The organism is Marinifilum sp. RC60d5 (assembly GCF_052400665.1).
Lineage (GTDB): Bacteria > Bacteroidota > Bacteroidia > Bacteroidales > Marinifilaceae > JBQTGK01.
On record NZ_JBQTGK010000011.1, the window covers coordinates 33,573 to 57,495 of the forward strand.

At 34.1% G+C, this 23,923-nt stretch carries 17 protein-coding genes; 4 read left to right on the forward strand and 13 right to left on the reverse strand.

From position 1 onward, the window contains the following. Window positions 1-1,429 (reverse strand): ribonucleotide reductase N-terminal alpha domain-containing protein (locus ACT3CE_RS16390; RefSeq protein WP_444710853.1); only part of this gene is annotated, 1,429 nt, incomplete at its 3' end. A 363-nt stretch (window positions 1,430-1,792) separates the two neighbouring features. Continuing rightward, window positions 1,793-3,028, reverse strand: coding sequence for a 3-deoxy-D-manno-octulosonic acid transferase (locus ACT3CE_RS16395; RefSeq protein WP_444710854.1), 1,236 nt, complete (start codon window positions 3,026-3,028; stop codon window positions 1,793-1,795). Between the two features lie 167 nt (window positions 3,029-3,195). Between ACT3CE_RS16395 and ACT3CE_RS16400 the strand changes: the two genes are divergently transcribed. Together ACT3CE_RS16400 and ACT3CE_RS16405 are read left to right on the forward strand one after the other, a co-directional pair. Continuing rightward, entirely contained in the window at window positions 3,196-6,621 is a 3,426-nt protein-coding gene (locus ACT3CE_RS16400) for a hypothetical protein (protein WP_444710855.1), read from the forward strand. 89 nt (window positions 6,622-6,710) lie between these two features. Next, the gene (locus ACT3CE_RS16405; protein WP_444710856.1) at window positions 6,711-7,568 is read left to right on the forward strand and encodes an HAD family hydrolase; all 858 of its coding nucleotides are present in this window, start codon (window positions 6,711-6,713) and stop codon (window positions 7,566-7,568) included. A gap of 21 nt (window positions 7,569-7,589) precedes the next feature. Here ACT3CE_RS16405 and ACT3CE_RS16410 read toward each other — a convergent pair whose 3' ends face one another. The 10 genes from ACT3CE_RS16410 to ACT3CE_RS16455 all read right to left on the reverse strand — a co-directional run bounded on the left by ACT3CE_RS16410 (window position 7,590) and on the right by ACT3CE_RS16455 (window position 19,922). Continuing rightward, a complete protein-coding gene (locus ACT3CE_RS16410; protein ID WP_444710857.1) occupies window positions 7,590-8,813 on the reverse strand; it encodes an alanine dehydrogenase in 1,224 nt (407 codons plus the stop codon). Between the two features lie 92 nt (window positions 8,814-8,905). Further along, a complete protein-coding gene (tsaE, locus tag ACT3CE_RS16415; protein ID WP_444710858.1) occupies window positions 8,906-9,325 on the reverse strand; it encodes a tRNA (adenosine(37)-N6)-threonylcarbamoyltransferase complex ATPase subunit type 1 TsaE in 420 nt (139 codons plus the stop codon). 21 nt (window positions 9,326-9,346) lie between these two features. Continuing rightward, complete coding sequence (gene porX, locus ACT3CE_RS16420; RefSeq protein ID WP_444710859.1) at window positions 9,347-10,906, reverse strand: T9SS response regulator signal transducer PorX; 1,560 nt, start codon at window positions 10,904-10,906, stop codon at window positions 9,347-9,349. 67 nt (window positions 10,907-10,973) lie between these two features. Next, window positions 10,974-14,552: a type IX secretion system periplasmic lipoprotein PorW/SprE gene (porW, locus tag ACT3CE_RS16425; protein WP_444710860.1), complete on the reverse strand. Its 3,579-nt coding sequence runs from the start codon at window positions 14,550-14,552 to the stop codon at window positions 10,974-10,976. Between the two features lie 252 nt (window positions 14,553-14,804). Beyond that, complete coding sequence (locus ACT3CE_RS16430; RefSeq protein ID WP_444710861.1) at window positions 14,805-15,902, reverse strand: Mrp/NBP35 family ATP-binding protein; 1,098 nt, start codon at window positions 15,900-15,902, stop codon at window positions 14,805-14,807. A 68-nt stretch (window positions 15,903-15,970) separates the two neighbouring features. Next, window positions 15,971-16,309, reverse strand: coding sequence for an MGMT family protein (locus ACT3CE_RS16435; protein WP_444710862.1), 339 nt, complete (start codon window positions 16,307-16,309; stop codon window positions 15,971-15,973). Then, the gene (gene trmB / locus ACT3CE_RS16440) at window positions 16,310-17,053 is read right to left on the reverse strand and encodes a tRNA (guanosine(46)-N7)-methyltransferase TrmB (protein WP_444710863.1); all 744 of its coding nucleotides are present in this window, start codon (window positions 17,051-17,053) and stop codon (window positions 16,310-16,312) included. 18 nt (window positions 17,054-17,071) lie between these two features. Further along, window positions 17,072-17,542 carry a gliding motility lipoprotein GldH gene (locus ACT3CE_RS16445; RefSeq protein ID WP_444710864.1) on the reverse strand — a complete coding sequence of 157 codons (471 nt, stop codon included), beginning with the start codon at window positions 17,540-17,542 and terminating at the stop codon, window positions 17,072-17,074. A gap of 3 nt (window positions 17,543-17,545) precedes the next feature. Next, the gene (locus ACT3CE_RS16450; protein WP_444710865.1) at window positions 17,546-18,703 is read right to left on the reverse strand and encodes a PSP1 domain-containing protein; all 1,158 of its coding nucleotides are present in this window, start codon (window positions 18,701-18,703) and stop codon (window positions 17,546-17,548) included. A 94-nt stretch (window positions 18,704-18,797) separates the two neighbouring features. Beyond that, the gene (locus ACT3CE_RS16455; RefSeq protein ID WP_444710866.1) at window positions 18,798-19,922 is read right to left on the reverse strand and encodes a DNA polymerase III subunit; all 1,125 of its coding nucleotides are present in this window, start codon (window positions 19,920-19,922) and stop codon (window positions 18,798-18,800) included. A gap of 458 nt (window positions 19,923-20,380) precedes the next feature. On the opposite strand from ACT3CE_RS16455, the gene ACT3CE_RS16460 reads away from it, so the two are divergent. Both ACT3CE_RS16460 and ACT3CE_RS16465 read left to right on the forward strand, forming a co-directional pair. Beyond that, entirely contained in the window at window positions 20,381-21,568 is a 1,188-nt protein-coding gene (locus tag ACT3CE_RS16460) for a phosphoglycerate kinase (protein ID WP_444710867.1), read from the forward strand. Between the two features lie 184 nt (window positions 21,569-21,752). Next, window positions 21,753-22,676: a LuxE/PaaK family acyltransferase gene (locus tag ACT3CE_RS16465; protein ID WP_444710868.1), complete on the forward strand. Its 924-nt coding sequence runs from the start codon at window positions 21,753-21,755 to the stop codon at window positions 22,674-22,676. Between the two features lie 155 nt (window positions 22,677-22,831). Here the strand turns inward: ACT3CE_RS16465 and ACT3CE_RS16470 are convergent, their stop codons facing one another. Continuing rightward, window positions 22,832-23,839: an aldose epimerase family protein gene (locus ACT3CE_RS16470; RefSeq protein ID WP_444710869.1), complete on the reverse strand. Its 1,008-nt coding sequence runs from the start codon at window positions 23,837-23,839 to the stop codon at window positions 22,832-22,834. Window positions 23,840-23,923 lie beyond the last annotated feature (84 nt).

The following is a 23,923-nucleotide window of genomic DNA, read 5'->3' on the forward strand; positions in this document are numbered from 1 at the left end:
TTACCATATCTTGGTAAAGACTCGCATCTGCTTCCTTTAATCTTTTTATAAAAGGATTTTTAGTTTCACGATCTTTAGCCAAATATACCGACGAACGATAAGCCTCTATTGCAATTGTTTTATGCACTTCAACTGCAAAATCAATAGCTTTATCGGTTCCATAACGCAAACCTAAAGCAGCAAGCATATCCCCTTCGGCAGTAATACCAACTCCGGTTCTTCTACCTTCTTTAGCTTTAGATCTGATATTCTCCCAAAGTTTCGATTCCACTCTTTTTATTTCACTATCCTCAGGGTCGTTAACTATTTTCTCTAGAATGGCATCAATTTTCTCTAGTTCTAAATCGATAATATCATCCATCATTCTTTGCGCGAGAGCAACATGCTTTTTAAATAAAGTAAAATTAAATTTAGCTTTATTTGTAAATGGATTTTCTACGTAACTATATAAATTAATAGCCAACAAGCGACAACTATCGTAAGGGCACAATGGTATTTCGCCACATGGATTTGTAGAAACAGTTCTATACCCTAAATCGGCATAACAATCGGGTACCGATTCTCTTTCTATTGTATCCCAGAATAAAATACCTGGCTCGGCCGATTTCCATGCATTGTGTACAATTTTATTCCACAATTTACCGGCATCGATATCTTTACTATATGTAGGTGTTTTTGAATTAATCGGGTACTGCTGAGTATAAGGAGTTCCATCAATAACAGATTGCATAAAACCATCATGAATTTTTACAGATACATTTGCTCCGGTAACTTTTCCCTGTTCCATTTTAGCATCTATAAACTCTTCCGAATCGGGGTGTTTAACCGAAACACTTAACATTAAAGCACCACGACGACCATCTTGTGCAACTTCTCTTGTTGAATTTGAATAACGCTCCATAAAAGGAACAATTCCTGTTGAAGTTAAGGCTGAATTTTTAACTGGAGAACCTTTAGGTCGAATGTGAGAAAGATCATGCCCTACTCCACCACGGCGTTTCATTAATTGTACCTGCTCCTGATCAATTTTCATGATTCCGCCATAAGAATCAGAGTCTCCTTCGTTTCCAATTACGAAACAATTGGATAAGGAAGCAACCTGATATTTATTTCCAATACCAGACATTGGACTACCCTGCGGAACGATATATTTAAAATCTTTTAAAACGGCGAAAATTTCTTCTTCGCTTAGTGGGTTCGGATAACGTGCCTCTATCCTTGCAATCTCACTTGCAATTCTACGGTGCATATCATCTGGAGTCTTTTCATAAATATTTCCATAAGAATCTTTCAGTGCGTATTTATTTAACCAAACACGTGCTGCAAGTTCGTCTCCTTTAAAATATTCATAAGATGCTTGAAAGGCTTCTTCGGTATTGAATGTCTCTTCCATCTCTTCAACGTGATTTTGCTTCTCCTTAACTTCCATTCAGGGTATATAAAAATGATTTTTCAATTAGATTATTATTCTCTATAAATCAACAAAATGACCTATTTCACCTAGTTAGATTTTGTACTTCGCAAGGTACACAATGTGACACTACCGTACAACTTTAGTTTTGTTTTTAGGATAAAAGTTATCCACAAATACCTGTTAATATATTTATTATCAAATCTTTAATTTTTATAAAAAATAAAAAAGTTACCCAAAAGGAAAATTTTGTATTAATTTTTAGTTAGTAAAACCAACAGAATTAAACAAATATTTTCATCACCAAAAAATGCGCGTTCGTAAAAACTAAATGGCAAAAACGTGGCACCCTCAGTAAACACTAGGAAGTAAAATAAGCATCTATTTAAAGACCTTAATTTCTGATAATATTTTTGTACTAGCTCCTCTTTTTTCGTCTACATAATTCTTAGACTTTTGTCCGGATTCGGTTCTTTCTGGGACATTTTCATAGTAGGAGTCTAATAATTTAGATAGCTCAATAAAATTATCATAACTATTTGAAGCTCCAATTTCAATTAAATCTTTTGCCTCTTGAAACTTGTGGTAATTTGGACCGAAAATAATAGGCAAACCAAAGGTGGCAGCCTCTAAAGTATTGTGAATTCCTCTACCAAATCCGCCTCCAATATAGGCAAGTGTACCGTATCGATATAAAGAAGATAAAACCCCAATACAATCTATCACTAGAACTTCAGCATTATCAATTTCCTGTTTTGATGCTTGGGTATATCTCACCCAGCTTTTTGCAATTTTAGAGGTAATTGCATTTATATGACCTTCATCAACCTCGTGTGCGGCAATAATGTATTTGTAATTATTTTGAGAAGTATTAAGATAATTTATGATGTTCTCCTCATCTTTAGGCCAAGTGCTACCAGCTATTAAAACAGGTCGGTTTTGGCTAAAACCTTCAACTTTTGGTAATGTTTTAGATCCTTTGGCAATTGTATAAACCCGATCGAACCGTGTATCTCCGGTTAAGGTGACATTATTAAAACCGATACTATTTAGTAGGCTTACAGACTCATTATTCTGAACAAATAGATGAGTAAATGCCGTTAACATTTTTCGATGGAATTTACCGTATCGTTTAAAAAACAATTGATCGGGACGAAAAATAGTAGAAAAAATATAAGTTGGCACCTTTCTTTTTTTCAATTCCTTTAAATAGTGATGCCAAAATTCATACTTAATAAAAAATGCCATTTTAGGATTTACAATATCCATAAAGAGCTTAACCTGAGTAGGAAAATCGGGTGGTAAATAAAAAATAAAATCGGCACCCTCATAATTCTTTCGAACTTCGTATCCAGAAGGAGAAAAGAAAGTCAACAAAATTTTACACTCTGGATACTTCTCTTTAAACTTTTCAATTACCGGACGCCCTTGTTCAAATTCTCCTAATGACGCAGAATGAAACCAAACAATATTTTGCTCTCCTTTGACAGCCTTTTCTAGTTTTGCAAACAAATTTTTTCTTCCATCGACCCATTGTTTGGCTTTTGGATTAAAATTAGCTGCAATTCTTATTAAAAGAACATATATTCGAACCGACAGGTTGTAAAAGAAAACCATATTTGAAAAAAATTAATGTTTAACGCGATAGCTTCGTTATCTTTATTCTTTGCAAAACTAATAATTTTACGACTTAGATTCCGTTTAAAGACAAGCGATTTCTAATAAGAACATACACCATAAACCAAAGAAGAACAATTCTGTTGAAACAATTTATCCTCTTCATATTGCTAATTACCCCGATTTCAAGTTTGTTTGGCCAATCCGAAAACAACCTGAGATATAAGAAAATACTAATAAACAAAGACACTATACAAATAGATTCTTTACTAATACTACCATCAACAGTTAAGGTATTTTATGGAACCCAGGAAGTAAATAAGGGCTGGTACAAAATAAATAGTACGAATGGTGAATTTATTGCAAGTCCGAAACTTAAAGCTTTAAACGATACAATTACTCTTAAATACCGGATATTTGCTTACAATGTTAACAAACCAATTTATACCAGAGATATTTCACAAATAAATCTATCTGGAGATACTCGAAGAAGAACTTTTACGCTTCGGAAAAATGATTATTCCAGAGGAATTTTAAATAGCAGCGAACTCGAAAAGCAAGGAAATTATTCTCGTGGAATTTCTTATGGAAACAATCAGGATGTGGTAATGAATTCGAATTTAAATCTTCAGATATCGGGAAAATTAAGCGACGATGTAAATATTCTTGCAGCCATTTCAGACAACAACATCCCCATACAGCCCGATGGAAATACTCAAACCATTCAGGATTTCGATCGAATTTACATTCAACTTTACGATGACACAAAAGAATTAACATTGGGAGATTATGAAATTGAATCTCCAAGTGGAGATTTCATGCGCTTTTACAAAAAAGTTCAGGGAGGTAAATTTTCGGGGTTAATCAGCAAAGGAAAAAATGGACACACATTAGAATCTACTATTAGCGCCTCTATCGCCAAGGGCAAATTCAATAGAATGGAAATTCAGGCTTCGGAAGGAGTTCAGGGACCTTACAGATTAACCGGCTCCAACAAGGAAAGCTATATTGTAGTACTTGCCGGCTCGGAAAAAGTATTTATAGATGGTAAACAGTTAAGCCGAGGCGAAAAATACGACTATGTAATTAATTATAACACCGCAGAACTTACTTTTACAACACAACAACCAATTAATGGCAATTCGAGAATTATAGTTGAATTTGAGTACTCAGAGGAAAATTACTCGAGATACCTACTATTTAATTCCAATGTTTACAAAAGCAGGAAAGGTAAAATCTGGTTTAATATATATCATGAACAGGATAGTAAAAATCAACCTCTGGATCAAAATTTAAGCGAAGAGAATAAATTATTGCTAAGCCAAATTGGAGATAGTTTAGAACTCGCAAAAATTACAAAAGAAGAAATTGTTGAATATTCGAACGACTATGTTCTTTATAAAAAAATCAGTAAACAAATTAACAATAACGATTATGATATTTACGAATATTCGACCCAGACAGATAGTGCAATTTATAGGGTAAATTTTTCTTATGTAGGCAATAATAGTGGTAATTACATACAAACCAATAGTGTTGCAAACGGAAGAGTATTTGAATGGATCGATCCTGTTAATAATATCCCGCAAGGCGATTATGCTCCTTTGGCGCAATTAGTAAGCCCCAAAAAACAGCAAATGATTACCCTGGGTGCCAATTACCAGATTGGAGAAAGCACTGCGACCAAATTAGAATTGGCATTAAGTAATCGTGACCTGAACACCTTCTCCTCTTTAAATGATAACGACAATAAAGGAATTGCTGCCAATTTTGAATTAAGTAAAAAAACGAATGTTGCAGATACCAATAAATATCTACTTAACGAATTCAACTTTCATTTTATCCAGGATAATTTTGAGGAGATAGAAAATTTTCGCTCTGTTGAATTTGAGCGAGACTGGAACATCGACGAACTAAGCAGCACAAAAAATGAAAGCTACTACTCTTTAAACAATTCGTTTATTAATAACAATTGGGGTTCGGCAAGCTACAACTTATCTTTATTACAAAAGGAATCGAGCTATAGCGGAATAAAGCATGATTTTAGTTTAAAATACCAACAGAAAAAACTATCTGTACTTTTTACGGGAAACTCTCTGTCTACAACGCAAGAAGAAATAGAAAGCAATTTTTACAGGCACAAACTAAATACAAATTACTCTTTAAATTTTGTAAAAATAGGATTGGAAACCGAAAATGAAAATAATAAGTTTAAAAATAAAGACGAAAACACAGTATTAAACAATAGCTTTTCTTTTTACTCCTATAAATTTTACATTACAAACGAAAACTCTTCAGTTAATGAGTTTACTGCCTATTATAAAAAGAGAAGAGATTATTCGCCCAAAGATCTTAAACTTAAAATACAAAGTGAATCGGAAGATTTTGGTGGTAAAATATGGTTAAATAAAAATAGTAACAATCAATTAAAAGTAGAATCGATTTACCGCAAATTTTCAATTTTAGATGATTTGTACAGCTCCGAAGAACCTGAAAATACATTCCTTGGTAAATTGGAACATCAAGCTCGAATAAAAAAAGGCCTGCTACAAAGCTCAACTTATTATGAGTTAGGTTCGGGCTTAGAAAGTGAAAAAGAATATTCGTATGTTAAAGTAAACGACGGACAAGGAGTTTATCGCTGGACGGATTACAACGAAAATGACATTAAAGAAGTAAATGAGTTCGAAATAGCTAGTTTTAAAGATGAAGCAAACTATATTCGTGTGGCCACAAACACTACTAATTACCAAAAAGTACATACCAGCGAATTTCGTCAAACTATTAATTTGCGTTTAAAAAGACTAAAAGGCAAGTCAAAATTTACAAGCTTCCTTTCCAGATTTAACAATCGTTTTGCTTACCGAATTTCTAAAAAAAGCCTGAAGAATGATTTTAACTTATATGCGAATCCTTTTCAATCTCAATCATCAAACGAGTATTTAATTACCATTAACTCAAGCATTCAAAACACGCTTTCGTATCGAAAAGCAAAATCGAAAACCAGTTGGGATATTCTACACCTTAGTAACAAAGGCAAACAACTCTTGAGCCAGGGTTTTGAACGAAGAAAGTATCATCAAAACGGATTCCGTTTTAATTGGAGAATAGGCAAATCGAATCAGTTAAACAATCGAATCGATTTTGGAAAAAAAAGCCTCTACAGCGAAAATTTTACAAATCAAAACTATCGCATAAATGAAATTAAGAACGCACTAAAACTTAAATTTCAAACCAGTTTGGTATTTCAATTTGGCCTAAACTACACTTTTAATCAAAAAGAAAATAGTATGGCAACAGAAAAATCTATAACCCATAATGCTGGTGCCGATTGTCAATATTCTATCGTGAAAACCGGCAAGTTAAGAGCCAGTTTTAACTTTCTAAATATTGATTACAATGATAACTCAGGTACTTCTATTGCCTATGAAATGCTAGAGGGTTTTTTACCTGGCAACAACAGTACCTGGAGCCTATCTTACAATCAGCAACTCTCGAAAGTTTTTCAGATGAATATTAGCTACAACGGCCGCCAAAGTGAAGGTGGAAAAACCATTCATGTTGGAAGCATGGAGGTAAGAGCATATTTTTAAAAACAGCAAACTACTATAATTAAATTTAAATTCTGACATAATTCTCGTGCTAAAAATGTAAATTTAAAGGTTAAACTAATTTTAAATTTATGGTAGAACAGATAAAGATTGTGGTTAGCGATTTAGATGGCACTCTATTACCCTCGTTGGGAGAAATAAGTGATAGAAATTACAAATGCCTGGAACAATTAAAAGAATCGAATATCATAAGAGTTATCGCAACAGGAAGAAACCTGTATTCTGCCATGGCTGTTTTACCTGATAATTTCCCTATTGATTACCTGATATTTTCATCGGGAGCAGGAATTATGAGGTGGGACACAAAGAAATTAATATACTCGCAACAAATTGAAGCTAAAGAAGTACGTGAATTGTCACAAATTTTAGTCGATCATGAAATTGACTTTATGATTCTTGATCCAATACCAATGAATCATCAGTTTTGGTATTATCAAAGCGGACATAAAAATGCCGATTTTGACAGAAGATTAAACCTTTACAAACAATTTGCCACTCCTATAGGAAAAATTGAAGACACCCAAAGAGATGCCTGCCAAATATTGGCAATTTTACCCAATAAAGAAGATTGGTTTGAAGAGTTAAAAACCAAATTCGACGATATAAAAATTATTCGTGCAACATCGCCTTTGGATCATGAATCAATATGGATGGAGATTTTTCCTCTGCACATTTCGAAAGGACATGGTTGCCAATGGCTGTGTAATAAACTTGGAATTAGTCCCGAAAATTCCTTTGTAATTGGTAACGACTATAACGATATTGACCTGTTAGAATGGGGCAAGCATTGTTTTGTTGTTGAAAATGCGCCAAAACATTTAAAAGAAAAATATAAAACCACCAAAAGTGTGATTCAAGATGGTTTTGCTTTGGCAGTAGATCAAACTTTAAAATGCTTATCCTGCGAACAGATAAGCATTAAAAAATAATAAAACGTATTTTACAGCAATTTACATTGCTGCCAGCAACAAATCGATATCCTTTGCTAAAATACCAAAAGTATCGCCTAATTTTCTGTTTGTTAAAATACCCCGATATACATAAGTACCGTGCCGTAAACCAATATCATGTTTAATAAATTTATGAATTCCCCCATTTTGTCCAACATTTAAAAGTAACGGTGAACAAATGTTACTTAAAGCCAAAGAAGCCGTTCTTGAAACATGCGATGGCACATTAGGCACACAGTAATGTAATACACCATGTTTTTTATATACCGGATCTCTGTGGGTTGTAAGCATCGAAGTTTCGAAACATCCTCCCTGATCGATACTTAAATCAATAATAATAGAACCTGATTTCATAGACTGCACCATTTCTTCGGTTACCATATACCCTTTGTAATCGCTCTCATGTCGCATCGCACCAATTACCACATCGGCCGAAGCTAAAGCTTTCTGAAGCACATGAGGATGAAAAATTGATGTAAATACCCGGTGACCAAGATGATCTTCCAATCGGCGCAAGCGGTAAATAGAATCGTCGAAGACCTTTACCATAGCTCCCAAGCCAAAGGCGGCTCTGGTAGCAAATTCGGCTGCTGTGCCAGCTCCCAAAATAACCACTTCGGTTGGAGTTATACCAGTAATACCACCTAACATAACACCTTTTCCTCCATGGGCCTTACTCAGATATTCGCCAGCAATCATTATGGAAGAGATTCCTGCTATTTCGGCCATTGAACGAACTACCGGAAAATAATTGTTTCTGTCTTTTACCAGCTCTAAAGCGATGGCAGTCACTTTTTTTTGCATTAACTTACGCACATTCTCTCCACACTGGCTCTTTGTTTGTAAGGCCGAAAATAGAATCTGATTTCCTTTTAGCATGTCAATTTCGTGTCCTGAGAAAGGAGAAACCTGCATTACTACATCGCATTGATATACTTCTTTTTTCTGATTTACGATAAGTGCGCCATTCTCGCTATATTCTTTATCGGTATAATTAGATGCCAAACCCGCTCCGCGTTCCATGATCACTTCATGGCCATTACTCACCAAAAGTTCTACCGACTGAGGTGTTAAGCACACCCTATTCTCTCCTCTGTAGTCTTCACGGGGAATTCCAATCGCAAGTTTCTTATGTCTGCGTTCTAATTCCAACATTTCTTCCTTGGGCTGGTAAAAACCATGTCCCAATGGAAAATTCTTAGATCTATCACTTAACGGCGCCATACACAAAATTGTAAGATTAAAACAGGATACTTACCTATACTTAGGAATTACAATTTAAGAAAATTTTGGCTTTTTCTCACTTTTGATTTTAGCTAATAAATAATACGGATTGAACGGGCACCATCTGCTTCTTCATTAAAATGAACTTCAACCGTATCGTTTGGTAAAATAGAGGCTATTTTTTCGGGCCATTCGATAAAACATAAGGCATTACTATAAAAATAATCCTCGTAGCCAAAATCATAAGCTTCCTGCACATCATCAATTCTATAAAAATCGAAATGATAAATAACTGCTTCCTTAGCTGTATGATATTCGTTAACGATGGCAAAGGTAGGACTGTTAATCGTATCCGTAACCCCCAACTCTTCGCAAATGGCTTTTACAAAAGTTGTTTTACCAACTCCCATTGCTCCATGCATGGCAAATATTCGCTTGTTGCCAACCAGTTTTATAAATTCTTTGGCAACCTTATTAATCTCATTAAGTGAATTGATTTTTAATTCGCTCATTTCTCTTTTATGTATTGATAATTAAACCTTACGAGGACTAAGCGTTACCAAAGGAACAATCATCTCTTCTAAAGAAATTCCTCCATGCTGAAAGGTATTTCGATAGTAAGAACTATAGTAATTAAAATTGTTCGGGTAAGCCAAAAAGTCTTCGCCAAATGCAAAGATATAAGAAGAACTTACATTTACTTGTGGAAGCTGTGCTTTTCGAGGATCGGTAACTTCAAAAACTTCTTTCGATTTATAATTCAGGTTCTTTCCTTGTTTGTAACGAAGGTTGGTATTGGTTTGTCTGTCACCAATTACCTTAATTGGGTTTTGCACCCGAATAGAACCATGATCGGCAGTAATAATTAGTTTTACATTTTGTTCGGCCAGCTTTTTAATTAACTCCAAAAGCATAGAGTGTTCGAACCACGATAAAGTTAAGGATCGGTATGCTGCCTCATCGGCTGCCAAATCTCTAATCATTTCGCTTTCTGTTCTAGCATGTGAAAGTATATCAACAAAATTATAGACAAATACACTTAACTGAGAATTAAGAATAGAATTAAGGTTATCGAGCACTTTAGCTCCCATTTTCTCATTATTAATTTTCTCGTAATGATAAGTATAGTCTTTATAGTGTCTTTTAAACTGGAAACCTATAAAATCTTCTTCATGAATATTTTTACTTGTCTCTGCATCTTCGTCAATCCAGTAATCGGGGTATCGTCGTTGAATTTCCAATGGCATTAAGCCTGAGAACATAGCATTACGGGCATACTGTGTAGCTGTTGGTAAAATAGAATAACACATCGAATCATCTTCGAGCGTATAATACTGGTTAATAACCGGATATAAGGTTTGCCACTGATCGTAACGCAAATTATCAATTAAAATAAATGCTACTTTTTGCCCTTTATCTAATAGTGGATATACTTTTTCCTTAAAAACATTGTTCGACATTAAAGGAGTTTTATCCTCAGAATTATCTAACCACGACAAATAATTTTTCTTTACAAAACGAGCAAATAAATTATTAGCCTCGGTTTTTTGCATGCGCAAAACTTCATCCATTCCCGAGTCTTCGATATTAGATAATTCCAACTCCCAAAAAACAAGTTTACGGTACATCTTCATCCAATCTTCAAAATCGCGGCAATCGTTAATTTCCATTCCCATTTGCCCAAATTTAGATTGGTAAGCCATGGTTGTTTTCTCGGATACAAGGCGTTTTTTATCGATATGCTTTTTAAGAGTAAGCAGAATTTGCTTTGGATTAACCGGCTTTATCAGATAATCAGAAATTTGTTTTCCAATGGCCTCATCCATAATATCTTCTTCCTCACTTTTTGTAATCATTACAATTGGTAAGGCCGAATTAATAGATTTTATTTCGCTTAAAGCTTCCAAACCGCTCATTCCCGGCATATTTTCATCTAGTAAAACCAGGTCTAACTTAGTAGTGCGAACTATATCAAGAGCATCGTAAGCATTGTTACAGGACTCAAGCTTATAACCTTTACTTTCTAAAAAAATAATGTGGGGTTTCAATAATTCAATCTCATCATCAACCCATAGTATTGTTATATCTTTCACGTCTCTTAAATTTTAGTTGAACACATACTAAAGCAAACGGCAAGTTGAATTATTTATTTCGCAATATCTATTTCAAATAATACTTTTTAAAGAATTCTATATAGATAGCCGGATCGCTATTTTTCATAAACACCTCAAGATTTTCATCGGATATTATAAAGTTTCGGTAACCAACTTTTTCTATTGGAGCAAACAAATCGCGGTTTGTAACTATGGCTCTAAAGTACATCATAGCCTGCTTTTTATTGCGCATATTAGTTACCAGTAATATTTCTCTATTGTTGTCTAAACTACGAACTTCTATTTTTAAACTTCGGGTATTATACCTTTTTATTCCGTTTAACAATTGCTTGGTATTTACATTATCGGTAGAATAAACCAATGCAAAATAATGAGCTCTGTTTTCGTCGTATTTAAACAAACCATCTTCAATTTGCTTTGATTCTTTTTTAGCAACAATAAATTCTTTTTCTCCAAAGTAATTCTTTTTAAAAAAATCCAGGTAAGGAAACAAAGTTTTGTTCACATAGAAATTTTTAAAATTTTCTTCACTGATTATAAAATTTCGATAATCAACATCCTGCAGCTGAGTATATACCGATTTATCCACAATCAGTTTACTAAAATAGCTCATTGCATCGGATTTAGTTCCAATATTATTTACTACAATCATATTTAAATCGCTATCGTACTGATCTTTTAGTACGCTATAATCTTTATCGTGATTGTAAATATCATTTCTAAGTTTACCAATATTAACTTTTCGAACTGGAACAAGTAATATAAACTTATGATTGTCTTTCGCATTCATCTCGAATTTTACAGAATCGAGATTTGAATTTACAGACACCAGTTTTCCTTTTTTCTTAAGCGTTTCAGTAGTATGCTTGCGCTTGATATTAAAATACGTTTTAGTATAAAAATCGAGATACTGCTCAACTTCCTTGCTCTTCCTTAATATTTCAAAATTCGATTTTGTAATGATAAAGTTACGGTAATCGATATCTTCAATACCCGAAAAGGCTTTTGTACTTGTAATTATTCCATTAAAATAATTTAAAGCATCAGTTTTATCTTTTAGGCCTTTCACCATAATCATAATTTTCTCTTTATCGAGCGAAAGTCGATCTACTTTAAATGTACGGTTATTATAGGCATCGGAATTGTATCGCGAAATATTAAACAAACTTCGGTTAGGGTCGCCATCTTTTTTTGAGAACATCAAAACAAAATAGTGTTCTTCGTCTTTTGTGAATTTATATAATACTTTAGGAGCAGCTTTTTTCTTATCTCTGGTTTCGATTTCAACCATAGCTTGCTGATCTTCAATTCTCCAATTTCTTAATAGTCTATTCTGACGAGCCAGATCCATATCTCTGGCAGTATAAATCACTGGCTTAACCCCTTTCTCTAATCCGGTAATAATTGCTTTTACTGTTTGGGCAATTTCCTTTGTTGGATTCGCCTCTAACACTTGTTCTAAAGATTGTTTAAAGTTATTTGATTCCTGTGTTCTTCCAATACACAAAGCTCTTAAAAACAAAAATCGGGAACGCAAATCACTTTCCGGATATCTTAATAATCCATCGCTGCATAATTTTACAACTCTAAAATAGTAGAAATTCTGAAAGTCTTCGTAGGCTTGCGCATACAGTGCGTTTGCTTTTTGATCTTTGGCATCTAGTTTTAGTCTGTAATTCGGATCGCTTAATGCTTTTGCATACTCGCTACCTTTAAATTCTGTTAATATTTTCTGCTTGTATTTTTCTGCTTGTGTAGAGTTTCCTTCTAACTTGTTTAAGGAATAGCAATGATAATAAGCCGACAATAGATATGGATTCTCAGGATATCTTTCAATTAAGAGCATCATACTCTCTAGGGCTTTGGTATTATTCTGTAGTTTTTCCTCATAAACCAAAGCGGCCTGATAAAGTCCCTTCATTATTCTTTCATCAGATTTTACCATTGCAGCTTTTGTCATTGGTAAATCAAGCATATAATAATCTCTTGATTTTGGATCTTTCTTTTTCGACTCACTACTGATTCCATCACTTTTGTCTTCTTCCAGAGCTAACTCTTCATCCTCAATACTAAATGTCGATCGATTTTTTCTTCTCCAATTATCTTCCAGCTTTCTTCTTCCCCATTTACGTTGAAAATCGGCTTTACCAATACCTATATTCGTAGGATTATAAAAATACCAGTTGCCTTGAGACGAAGAACTACTAGTTGAATTTCCAAGCATATTATTTTGAGCATAAAATGCTCTATCCGACTGATTTTCTGACTCGATCAATCTTTTTTCTCTTTCTTTATCGTTAATCTCTTTAATCAACCCATTAATAAGTTTATCACGATCTTTAGGACTCATTAAAGCAACACGCTGCAAACTATCTTCGCGCACAACCATATTTAAATTATTAACCAGCTCGGTAAGATTTCCCACGCGATTCGATATTTTAGAATAGTTAGGGTAATCTTTCCCTAAATAGGTCATGGAACTATCGTAGCACATTTGTGCTTTCATATAGGTTTGTTCGCCAAAGTAATAGTCTGCCAATTTTAAAAAGGAAATTGCTTTCTGGTTTTCATTAAAAAGTGAAACCTCAGTAGATTTCCAGTAGTTAGGAATTGCAGCCTCTATATTTTCATCGACTACATCCATTTCGGCCATTGCAAAATAAATCTGATCCAGATATTCTTTATTTTTCTCATCTCTAAGCATTTTACGAAGGCCTTTTCTTATCTCTTCTCCATTTTCGTTTCCAGTATAGGATAAAGCTCGGCTAATTTTCGCATTAAAAGTCATTTCATAACTCGCTTTTAAATCTATTAGCTTTTGAAAAGTTCTGGATGCTTCGCTTGGATTTTCTATTTTCTGATATATTTGGGCCATTAAGTAATAGTAGCGCGCTTTATTTTGTTTTTTATCGGCTAAATTCACACATCTTTCCAGCTCTGGAAGCGCATTCTCCAATTCGTTTTGGCGAATAGAAGCATCGGCATTTAAAGCTGAGATTCTCAATAAATCTTCTTTCGATAAATCACTTTCATTTGATAATCGCTCTAAAATTTCACCTCCTGCAATAAACTCACCTCTATCAATCAAACTAGTAGCTTTCCATAATTTTGCTTCGGGTACTAGTTCAGAATCAGGATACTCACGTAAAATAAAATCGAATGCTTTCTCTGCAATGTGATATTCTCCCTTATAAAAACGAGCTTTTCCAATTAGTAAATAACAATCATCAATCCAGTTATTGTACTCTTTTTTCTTTCTAAACTCTTTATATTTATCCGATTGGTTATTCTTTTTTCGCTTAGGCTTACGTGTTATAGAGTGTATTTTAATTGCTTTGGTAGCTTTCTCTATGGCTCTATCCATACTCGAAAAAGATAAGGATCGGGCCGATACATTCTGATATTCGAAAACTGGAAGTAAAATGGTATAATTCTCCTGAATCCCATTTACAATCTTCTGCTCTCCTTCTTTAAGACTTTCTTTTCCGTTAAAATAAACATTATAGTGCGTTGTTAACGAATGATATTGTCTGCTCATAAAAGTATTCTTCTGATTTGAGCATGCAAATGCAAAGGTTAAACAGATTACTATCAGTAAAGCTTTTTGAATATTTGTTCGAGTCAAGATTGTATGTTTTATATGACAAAACCTATTTTTATAATAAAACCCCTTAGTTCTACCTATTTACCTAATGATTCTAAGATATTAATAAATTTAACGATAAAAATATCCTATTCTAAAAAAGTATAACAGTTCTCAGTAAGGTTTTATTTTATTAAGACTGAAAATTATTAAAACTTTTTAAAAATAAGCTTATTTAAGGGAAATAAAAAAAGGAGCATTAAGCTCCTTTTAAAATATCAATATAATTTATACTTATCGGGTTATTTCAACACGATGTGTAGGATCTTGATTTTTATTTCTAGCATCAACTACATTTATAAGTTTTTTAGCTAAATCAGCGAAAGCCATACCTGTTACCGAATCTTCGTTAACAGCTGCAGGAGTACCATTGTCTCCACCTTCGCGAATACTTTGAACAATAGGAATTTGTCCTAAAAGTTTCAAGCCTTTTTCTTCAGCAAGATTTTTACATCCATCTTTACCAAAAATAAAATATTTATTATCTGGTAATTCTGCTGGTGTAAACCATGCCATATTTTCAATTAATCCCAAAACAGGAACATTTACACCTGGTCCTTCGAACATACTAATCCCTTTAATGGCATCGGCCAATGCAACTTCCTGCGGAGTACTAACCACAATTGCACCGGTAACCGGAACTGTTTGCACCAAAGTAAGGTGAATATCGCTGGTTCCTGGTGGCAAATCAATCAAAACATAATCTAATGCACCCCAGTTACCTTCTTCTATCATCTGCTTTAAAGCGTTAGAAGCCATGGGTCCACGCCAAACTGTTGCCTGAGCAGGATCTACAAAGAAACCAATTGATAACATTTTAACGCCAAATACCTCGTGTGGTTCGATCATATCTTTTCCGTCGATATTAATCAATTTTGGGCGAGCATCTTCCGATCCAAACATTTTAGGAATCGAAGGTCCAAAAATATCTGCATCAATCAGTCCAACTTTTGCGCCAGTTTTAGCCAATGCAACTGCTAAATTCGTTGCTACGGTTGATTTACCAACACCACCTTTTCCTGAAGCAACTGCAATAATATTAGTAACATTAGGAAGAACTCCAGCTTCTTCAACCATGTGAACGGCTTTAACTGTAATGTTTCCCTTTATGTCTGCATCTTTATCTACAAATTTTAAGATTGTAGAAACACAGGCTTTTTTCAAAGGAATGATATTTGCATCATCTGATTTTTGAAAAATCAATTCGAAACTAATTTTCTTTCCTTCAATTTTAATGTTACGAACCATATCCAAACCCATGATATCCTTATCGGATCCTGGATACTGCACTAAACGCAACGCGTCAGTAACTTGCTTTTGAGTATAACTCATGATTTATGAAAATTTTGTTCTTTACTATTAAAATTTAATACCTGCAAAGATATATATTTAGAATCAATTCAAATAGAATCCAAGTCAAGTTCTTTCATTGGATCCCAAAATATTTTATCAAAATTTTGAATTTGATCGTCAATCACAATAATCCCCTCATTTTCGAGCAATTGCTGCATTAAATTTTCACCCGGAAAATGATGCTTACCACTAAGCATACCTATTCGGTTAACAACTCGGTGGGCAGGAATATATTCTTTACTAGAATAAGATCTATTCATTGCCCAACCTACTATTCTCGCCCCTCTAGGCGATCCTATAAACTTAGCTATTGCGCCATAGCTTGTAGCTCGTCCGAAAGGAATTTGCTGAACAACTTTGAATATTCTGTCATACAGATCAGACATTTATTCTTTTCTTTTAAGTCGGCCAAAACTTCTGTAGGCATCCAATTCGATTTCCACATCGGGTTCGATAAATTCTGACTTTCCTTCGAGCATAAACTTCTGATACTTAATAGGAATCCCCCTATCCAAAAATTGTTGTTCGTAAAAGGTTCTTATGGAAAGAATATCATCTGCAATATCAGAATTATACAAATCGTTTGTATCAATATCTACGGCAAGCGAATTTTCTTTAATTACATAAGAAGTGTACTCATACAAGAAGTTACTATCTGTTTTTAAATGAATAATTCCATTTTGCGACAAAAGATTCGAGTATAAAGAAAGAAATCTGGTTCCCGTTAACCTTTTTCTTTCTTTTTTCATTTGAGGATCGGGAAAAGTAATCCAAATCTCCGAGATCTCGCCCGATTTGAATATCGACTCGAGCAATTCTGCTTTTGTTCTAATAAAGGCAACATTAGAAAGACCTTCTTCAATAGCAGTTTTTGCTCCTCGCCACATTCTGGCTCCTTTAATATCTATTCCAATAAAATTTTTATTTGGAAATTTTCGTGCTAATCCAACCGAGTATTCTCCTTTACCACAACCAACTTCTAAAACAATTGGGTTATTATTTTTAAATACTTCCTGTTTCCACTTTCCTTTATATTGATAATCTGTCTCCCAAACTTCGTTATGAGTTGGTTGAAATACATTATCAAAGGTCTCCATTTCAGCAAAACGCTGTAATTTATTCTTTCCCACGATTAATCGCTGCTTTTATTAATTTGCTTTTTCTATACGAATTCCAACATTCACTACATTCTCCAACTCCTCTTCGCGCATTCCCTGAACAATTTCGAAAACATAGATTCCTGATTTAGGAAAAATAACATTTTGTTGATAAGGAATCTGCAAATCGAAAATATCGCCAAATCCACTTCCATACCACTCTCCTTTTTCCGATGCAAGTGGACATTCAAACTTCTCTTCACTCACAATTCCATCGGGTGTTGTTTTTTTAATAAACATCCACATATTACTATATGCATAAGCACCCGAGTTCCTTACATTAAGATATAAATTATGGGAACTTAATGTATCAGTTATTTCAACTTCAAAACGTAAAACATTTTTCACATTCCATTTGTAATCAGGAATTTTCTCATATTGTTCGTAAACTCTATTCGAATCGCACGAAGAAAATGCAATACTGCCAATAATAAGACAACAAATACAAATAAGTTGTTTCATCTGTTATTTTTTTTGTATTGGTTTATTGGGTTTTCGAGGCTTACGACGGAACTTTCGTTTTCCTTTTCGTTTGTTCGGATTTTCTTTTTTATCAAAACGATTCAAACTATCCTGTCCAACTACATTCTCGTAATCCAGAGCTTTTTTAATTTCAATATCTTTCTTCGAAACCAGCTCGTTAACCTTAATACCTTTTTTATTCTGTTTGATTACCTCTTTAACACGATCAACCGACATTTGAACCAAATTCATGGTACTAAACTTATCAAAAGAATACCACATGGTTCTTTTAAAGATATCTGTTTTCTGATGATAAGCGGTTCCATCTATTGTTTCAAGAGGAATATTTGTGTTCGGAAAATCTTTTTGAGCATCGATATAACAGTCGAGCTCAAAATTTAAGCAACATTTTAATTTTCCACATTGCCCGGCCAGCTTTTGAGGATTTAAAGAAATTTCCTGATAACGGGCCGAATTGGTTGTTACAGAAACAAAATTGGTAATCCAGGTAGAACAACATAGTTCGCGACCACAAGGACCAATTCCTCCAATTCTTCCTGCTTCCTGACGAGCACCAATCTGTCGCATTTCAATTCTTATTTTGAATTGTTCTGCTAAAACCTTAATTAGCTGTCTAAAGTCAACTCTATCGTCGGCAATATAATAAAAGATTGCTTTTGTTTTATCTCCCTGATATTCAACATCACCAATTTTCATATTAAGCCTAAGCTCAGCAGAAATCTGACGTGCCTTTATCATGGTTTTATGTTCCAGTGCAATGGCTTCCTGCCATTTTTCTATATCAACAGGTTTTGCTTTTCTGTATATTTTTTTTGCCTCGTAAGTATTCGGATCCAACTTTTGCTTCCGCATTTGCTCTACAACAAGATCGCCCGTTAAAGAAACAATACCAATATCGTGTCCTGGCGATGCTTCAACAGCAATAACGTCGCCTCTTTGTAATCTTAACTGATTTGAATTTTCATAGAATCCCTTACGGGTATTTTTAAATTTTACCTCAACAATATCAGGACATAGTGCACTTTCAGGAACATCATTTAGCCAATCATAAACATCCAGCTTACCTGCCAGGAGTCGATGATCTGTTTTATTGGATGCGCATGATCCGCATTTCCCTTTTGGTTCCTTATTTTCTATCATATATATATTGATTATAAGTCGATAAACGACCGCAAAATTAGCGAATTTAATTTACAAACCTTTAAAGGTAGTTAAATCGGATAATTAATGTGATTTAAGGTCTCAATAATTTAACCAATTTAAGGCCTAAATCGAGAAATACAATCTTCGCATTTGCATTTCTTTCTATATCGGTATAGGCCTTTGATAATTCATCAGAAATCATCCAAACATTATCCTCGTTTATAAATGGCGAAAATCGCTGAGAAAAATTCATCTCCTCACCATTTAAATAAACCATTTCGGGATGCTTTAAATTTAGAATAAAGTTCTCTCGAATCATTCTAACACAATAATTCAAGAAGCTTTTTTGTCGCTCTCGCCCAATGCCTGCAATTTTTTCGGCCCAATCCATAATATCCAGCACATTACGAGCATAACAGCGTCGCATAATCGAAACAAAATTTTCAAAGTTTGCAGCATTCTCATCCGAATTTTTAATTAAAATTCTGGCTTTTCGATAACTTCCTTCCGATAATCGAACTACATTGTTTAATTCCTGATTGCTTAAATTAAATTCTGTATTTACTGCTTCAGACAAAGCATTGGGCTCTATTGATGGAATTTTAACCAGCTGTGTTCTCGATAAAATAGTTTGAATAATTTTATCGGGCTCTTCGGCAACCATAAAAAACAAAGTTTTTACAGGAGGTTCCTCAATCATTTTTAACAATTTATTGGCACAGGCCGAGTGCATTTTCTCGGGCAGCCAAATAATCATCATCTTGTAATCCGATTCGTACGTTTTCAGGTTCAGTTTCCTTATTATTTCATTGCTCTCGCTGGCATAAATCATTCCCTGAGCATTATCAACTCCAATGGTTCGGTACCAATCGCCAATATCAAAGTACGGATCAGATTGAATTTGATTTCTCCATGAATCAATAAAATTATCACTTACCGGATGAGTAAATCCTTTTCCTTTTACAACTGGAAAAACAAAATGTAAGTCGGGATGAATCAGTTTTTCATATTTTCTGCAAGATGAACATACCCCACAGGAGTCGTCGCCTTTTTTATCGAGACAGGACACATATTGTGCAAAAGCAATAGCCATGGGAAGTTTTCCAACTCCTTTTGGGCCAATTAACAATTGCGCATGACTCACTCGGTTTTCTTTTACTGTCTGAATAAAACGCTGCTTTACGGCATCGTGTCCAATTATATCTTTAAATTGCATGAAAATATGTTCTGTTCTGATTTAGAGGCACTCATAAGCAAAGAGAATAGATCGCTTTACAAAAAACCTGAATTGATTGCAAAAATACATCAGGCTACCCAAAGTTAAAAAAATATAATAATCTTAGATCGTAGTGAATTACAAAAAACAAATTACTTGGTAAGTAAGAGAAATAATTTTTTTTGCAAATGAATAAATGCAAAGAGAATTAACGAATACAGCCTTAATTATTAAACTTGTTAGCAGTTACTTTCTACTAATGTAGATTTAAAAAAATGACGTTTTTATTGCAAATCTACATTAAAGAAAATTTTACGCAATCGTTTCAAAATCACATAATAAATCGTATTAAATACTGATACACTTTTAATTAACACTAATTGTTGTTTATTTTTTGCAGCAATTTGAATAAAAACATACCTTTGCTAGGCAAGAAAAAAAACTAAAGACTATTTCCAATGCAAACAATTGATTCATACAATTTTTCAGGAAAAAAGGCTATTATCCGAGTGGATTTCAACGTGCCTTTAAACGACAAGTTCGAAATTACCGATGACACACGTATCCGTGCTGCTCTTCCAACTATTAAAAAAGTTTTAGAAGGAAACGGATCTGTTATTCTAATGTCTCACCTGGGTAGACCAAAAGGTGTAGATGAAAAGTTCTCGTTGAAACATATCGTTTCTCACCTTTCCAATAAATTAGGTGTTGACGTTAAATTTGCAGACGACTGTATTGGCGAAAGTGCTAAAACAATGGCTGCTGATTTAAAAGATGGTGAAGTATTGCTTCTTGAAAACCTAAGATTCTACGATGAAGAGAAAAAAGGTGACGAAGCTTTTGCTCAAAAACTAGCTAATTTAGCTGATTTATGGATTAACGATGCATTTGGTACTGCCCACCGTGCTCACGCATCTACTGCTGTAATTGCAAAATTCTTCCCGGAAGCTAAAATGTTTGGTTACGTAATGGAAGGGGAATTATCTAGCGTTGATAAAGTGCTGAAAGATTCTAAGCGTCCGTTAACCGCAATTATGGGAGGTGCTAAAGTATCTTCAAAAATAGATATCATTAAAACATTAATGCCAAAAGTTGACCACTTAATTATTGGTGGTGGTATGACTTATACTTTTGTTAAAGCAACTGGTGGTAACATTGGTAACTCATTGGTTGAAGATGATAAGCTAGATATTGCAAGAGAAATTTTAAATGCTGCCGAAGAAAATAATGTAAAACTTCACCTTGCTGTTGATGCATTAATTGCTGATGATTTCTCTAACGATGCAAACACAAAAGAATGTAACGTATCTGAAATTCCAGCTGACTGGATGGGATTAGACGTTGCAGGAAAAACAATTGAAAACTTTAAGAAAGTAATCGAAGAATCAGAAACTATTCTTTGGAATGGTCCTGTTGGAGTTTTCGAAATGGATACTTTCGCTAAAGGAACCAAAGCTATTGCTGATGCAATTGTAACTGCTACTTCGAAAGGAGCTTTCTCATTAATTGGAGGTGGCGATTCTGTTGCTGCAATTAACAAATATGGTTTAGCTGACAAAGTAAGTTACGTATCAACTGGTGGTGGTGCTCTTTTAGAGTATATCGAAGGTAAAGAATTACCTGGTGTAGCAGCTATCCGCGGATAATTAATGATAAAAAATATAATCTCTTTTGAGATCTAAAAGCAGTCTTTCGGGGCTGCTTTTTTTATTTACAACCTAACAAAAATCAACTAACTTTGCCACTGTAGTAATTTTAACGCATAGGATACATGAATTGGAAAGAAAAGATATTTTCAATATCGAATGAAATTGATTTTGAAAAACTACCTTGGAAATTTTTCGCTATCAGGCAAATAACAATATCGTTTACAAAGAATATCTTCTGCATCTGAAAAAAGATGTAGAATCAATCTCGAAAATTGATGAAATACCCTTTCTTCCCATCGAATTTTTTAAATCACACAAAGTAATTTCTTCGAAAGATTCTGCTAAAGAAATTTTTACCAGCAGCGGAACAACAGGAGCATTTACAAGTAGACACTATGTGCCGGATGTTAGTATTTACAAAGCCAGTTTTAAACTCGGATTTGAGCAATTTTACGGTTCAATAAAAGACTATTGTGTACTTGCTCTGCTACCATCTTATTTAGAAAGAGAAGGTTCTTCTCTAATTTACATGATGAAGCATTTGATTAAAGATAGCAATCATCCTAAAAGTGGTTTTTATCTTCACAACCATAAAGAATTAATAGCTACCATTTCTGATTTGAAAAAAACGAATCAAAAAATTATTTTACTGGGTGTAAGTTTTGTACTGCTCGATTTGGCTGAAAAATACAAAATGGATTTCTCTAATGTAATTATTATGGAAACAGGTGGCATGAAAGGCCGAAGAAAAGAAATTACACGTGAAGAGCTACATGCTTTTTTAACTCAGCGATTAGGCGTTCAGAAAATCCATTCGGAATATGGAATGACCGAATTGCTATCTCAAGCATATTCGAAAGGTGACAGTTTATTTTTCACACCTAAATGGATGAAGATTTTAATACGAGATACGTACGATCCTTTTACTTACGAGAAAAAAGGCCGAAGCGGTGGTGTAAATATTATCGATTTGGCCAATATACATTCCTGTTCTTTTATCGAAACGCAGGATTTAGGGAAAATCCACCCCGATGGTAGTTTTGAAATACTTGGCCGCTTCGATAATTCGGACATTCGAGGTTGTAACCTATTGGTGAACGAGTAATATCATCAAAAAAGGCATAAAAAAACACCAAACAGAGAATAAATGAATGTAAACCAATTCTGTTTGATGTTTTAAATATCCTTATAATAAGGAAATTATAGTCTGTTATAACTACTTTTTATTTTAAAGAATTCAGATTAATCTGAAGTATCTCTTTAGCAAAATTTATAGATACAAACATGCTTGTATTTCTCCCCTGGCTTTAAAATAGCATTAGGATAATGATCGTGATTTGGTGAATCTGGAAAAATTTGAGTTTCCATCGCAATTCCAGCACACGCTTCGATCGGAGCACCATTTTTTCCAGTTTCAGAACCATCAAAATGAGCACCGGTATAAATTTGAATACCTGGCTGATCGGTATAAACTTCCATTTTACGACCCGACTTAGGATCAGCAAGAACACCAACTAATTTTACAGAACCATCAGAACCATCAATCACAAAATTGTGATCGATTCCATTAATCATGTTGATTTGCTCATGATCTGTATCACAAGCTACTTTTACTTCCTTTGGACTTGTAAAATCGAATGGTGTACCAGCTACCGGAGCAATTTCTCCGGATACAGTTCCCAATTCGGCCGAAATAGGTGTGTAATTTGAAGCATTTAACTGCAACTTATGATTCTCAGCTGAAGCTTTACCTGCACCACCTAAATTAAAATAAGCATGACTGGTTAAATTAATTACAGTAGACTTTGTTGTTTCTGCCTCGTATTCAATTACGAACTGATTATCTTCGGTAATACCATAAATAACCGATACATCTAATTTACCTGGATATTTTTGATCTCCATCTTCACTTGTTAAGCTTAATTGATAAGCTTGTACAAACTTATCGGAAGTAAGGGGGGCAACTGCCCAAATTCGTGAATTAAATCCATCATTACCACCATGCAGGTGATTGGTTTCATTGTTACAGTCCAATTGAAATTTTTCTCCGTCAATTTCAAATTTACCCTCAACAATTCTGTTGGCATAACGACCGCATAATGCTCCAAAATATCCATCTCCTGCAAGGATCTCATCCATGCTGTCGTAACCAACTACAACATCATCGATATTTCCTTTTACATCAGGTACTTTTATTGAAATAATCTGTCCTCCTCTTTCAATAAAGGTAACCTCTATGTTTTTGTTTTTAAGTGTATAAGAGCGCATTTTATTGTTTTTTTAATATAATACCAAATTAACATTAAAAATCTTCTTATAAAACCATAAGATCTTTTTAAAATTAAACTGGTA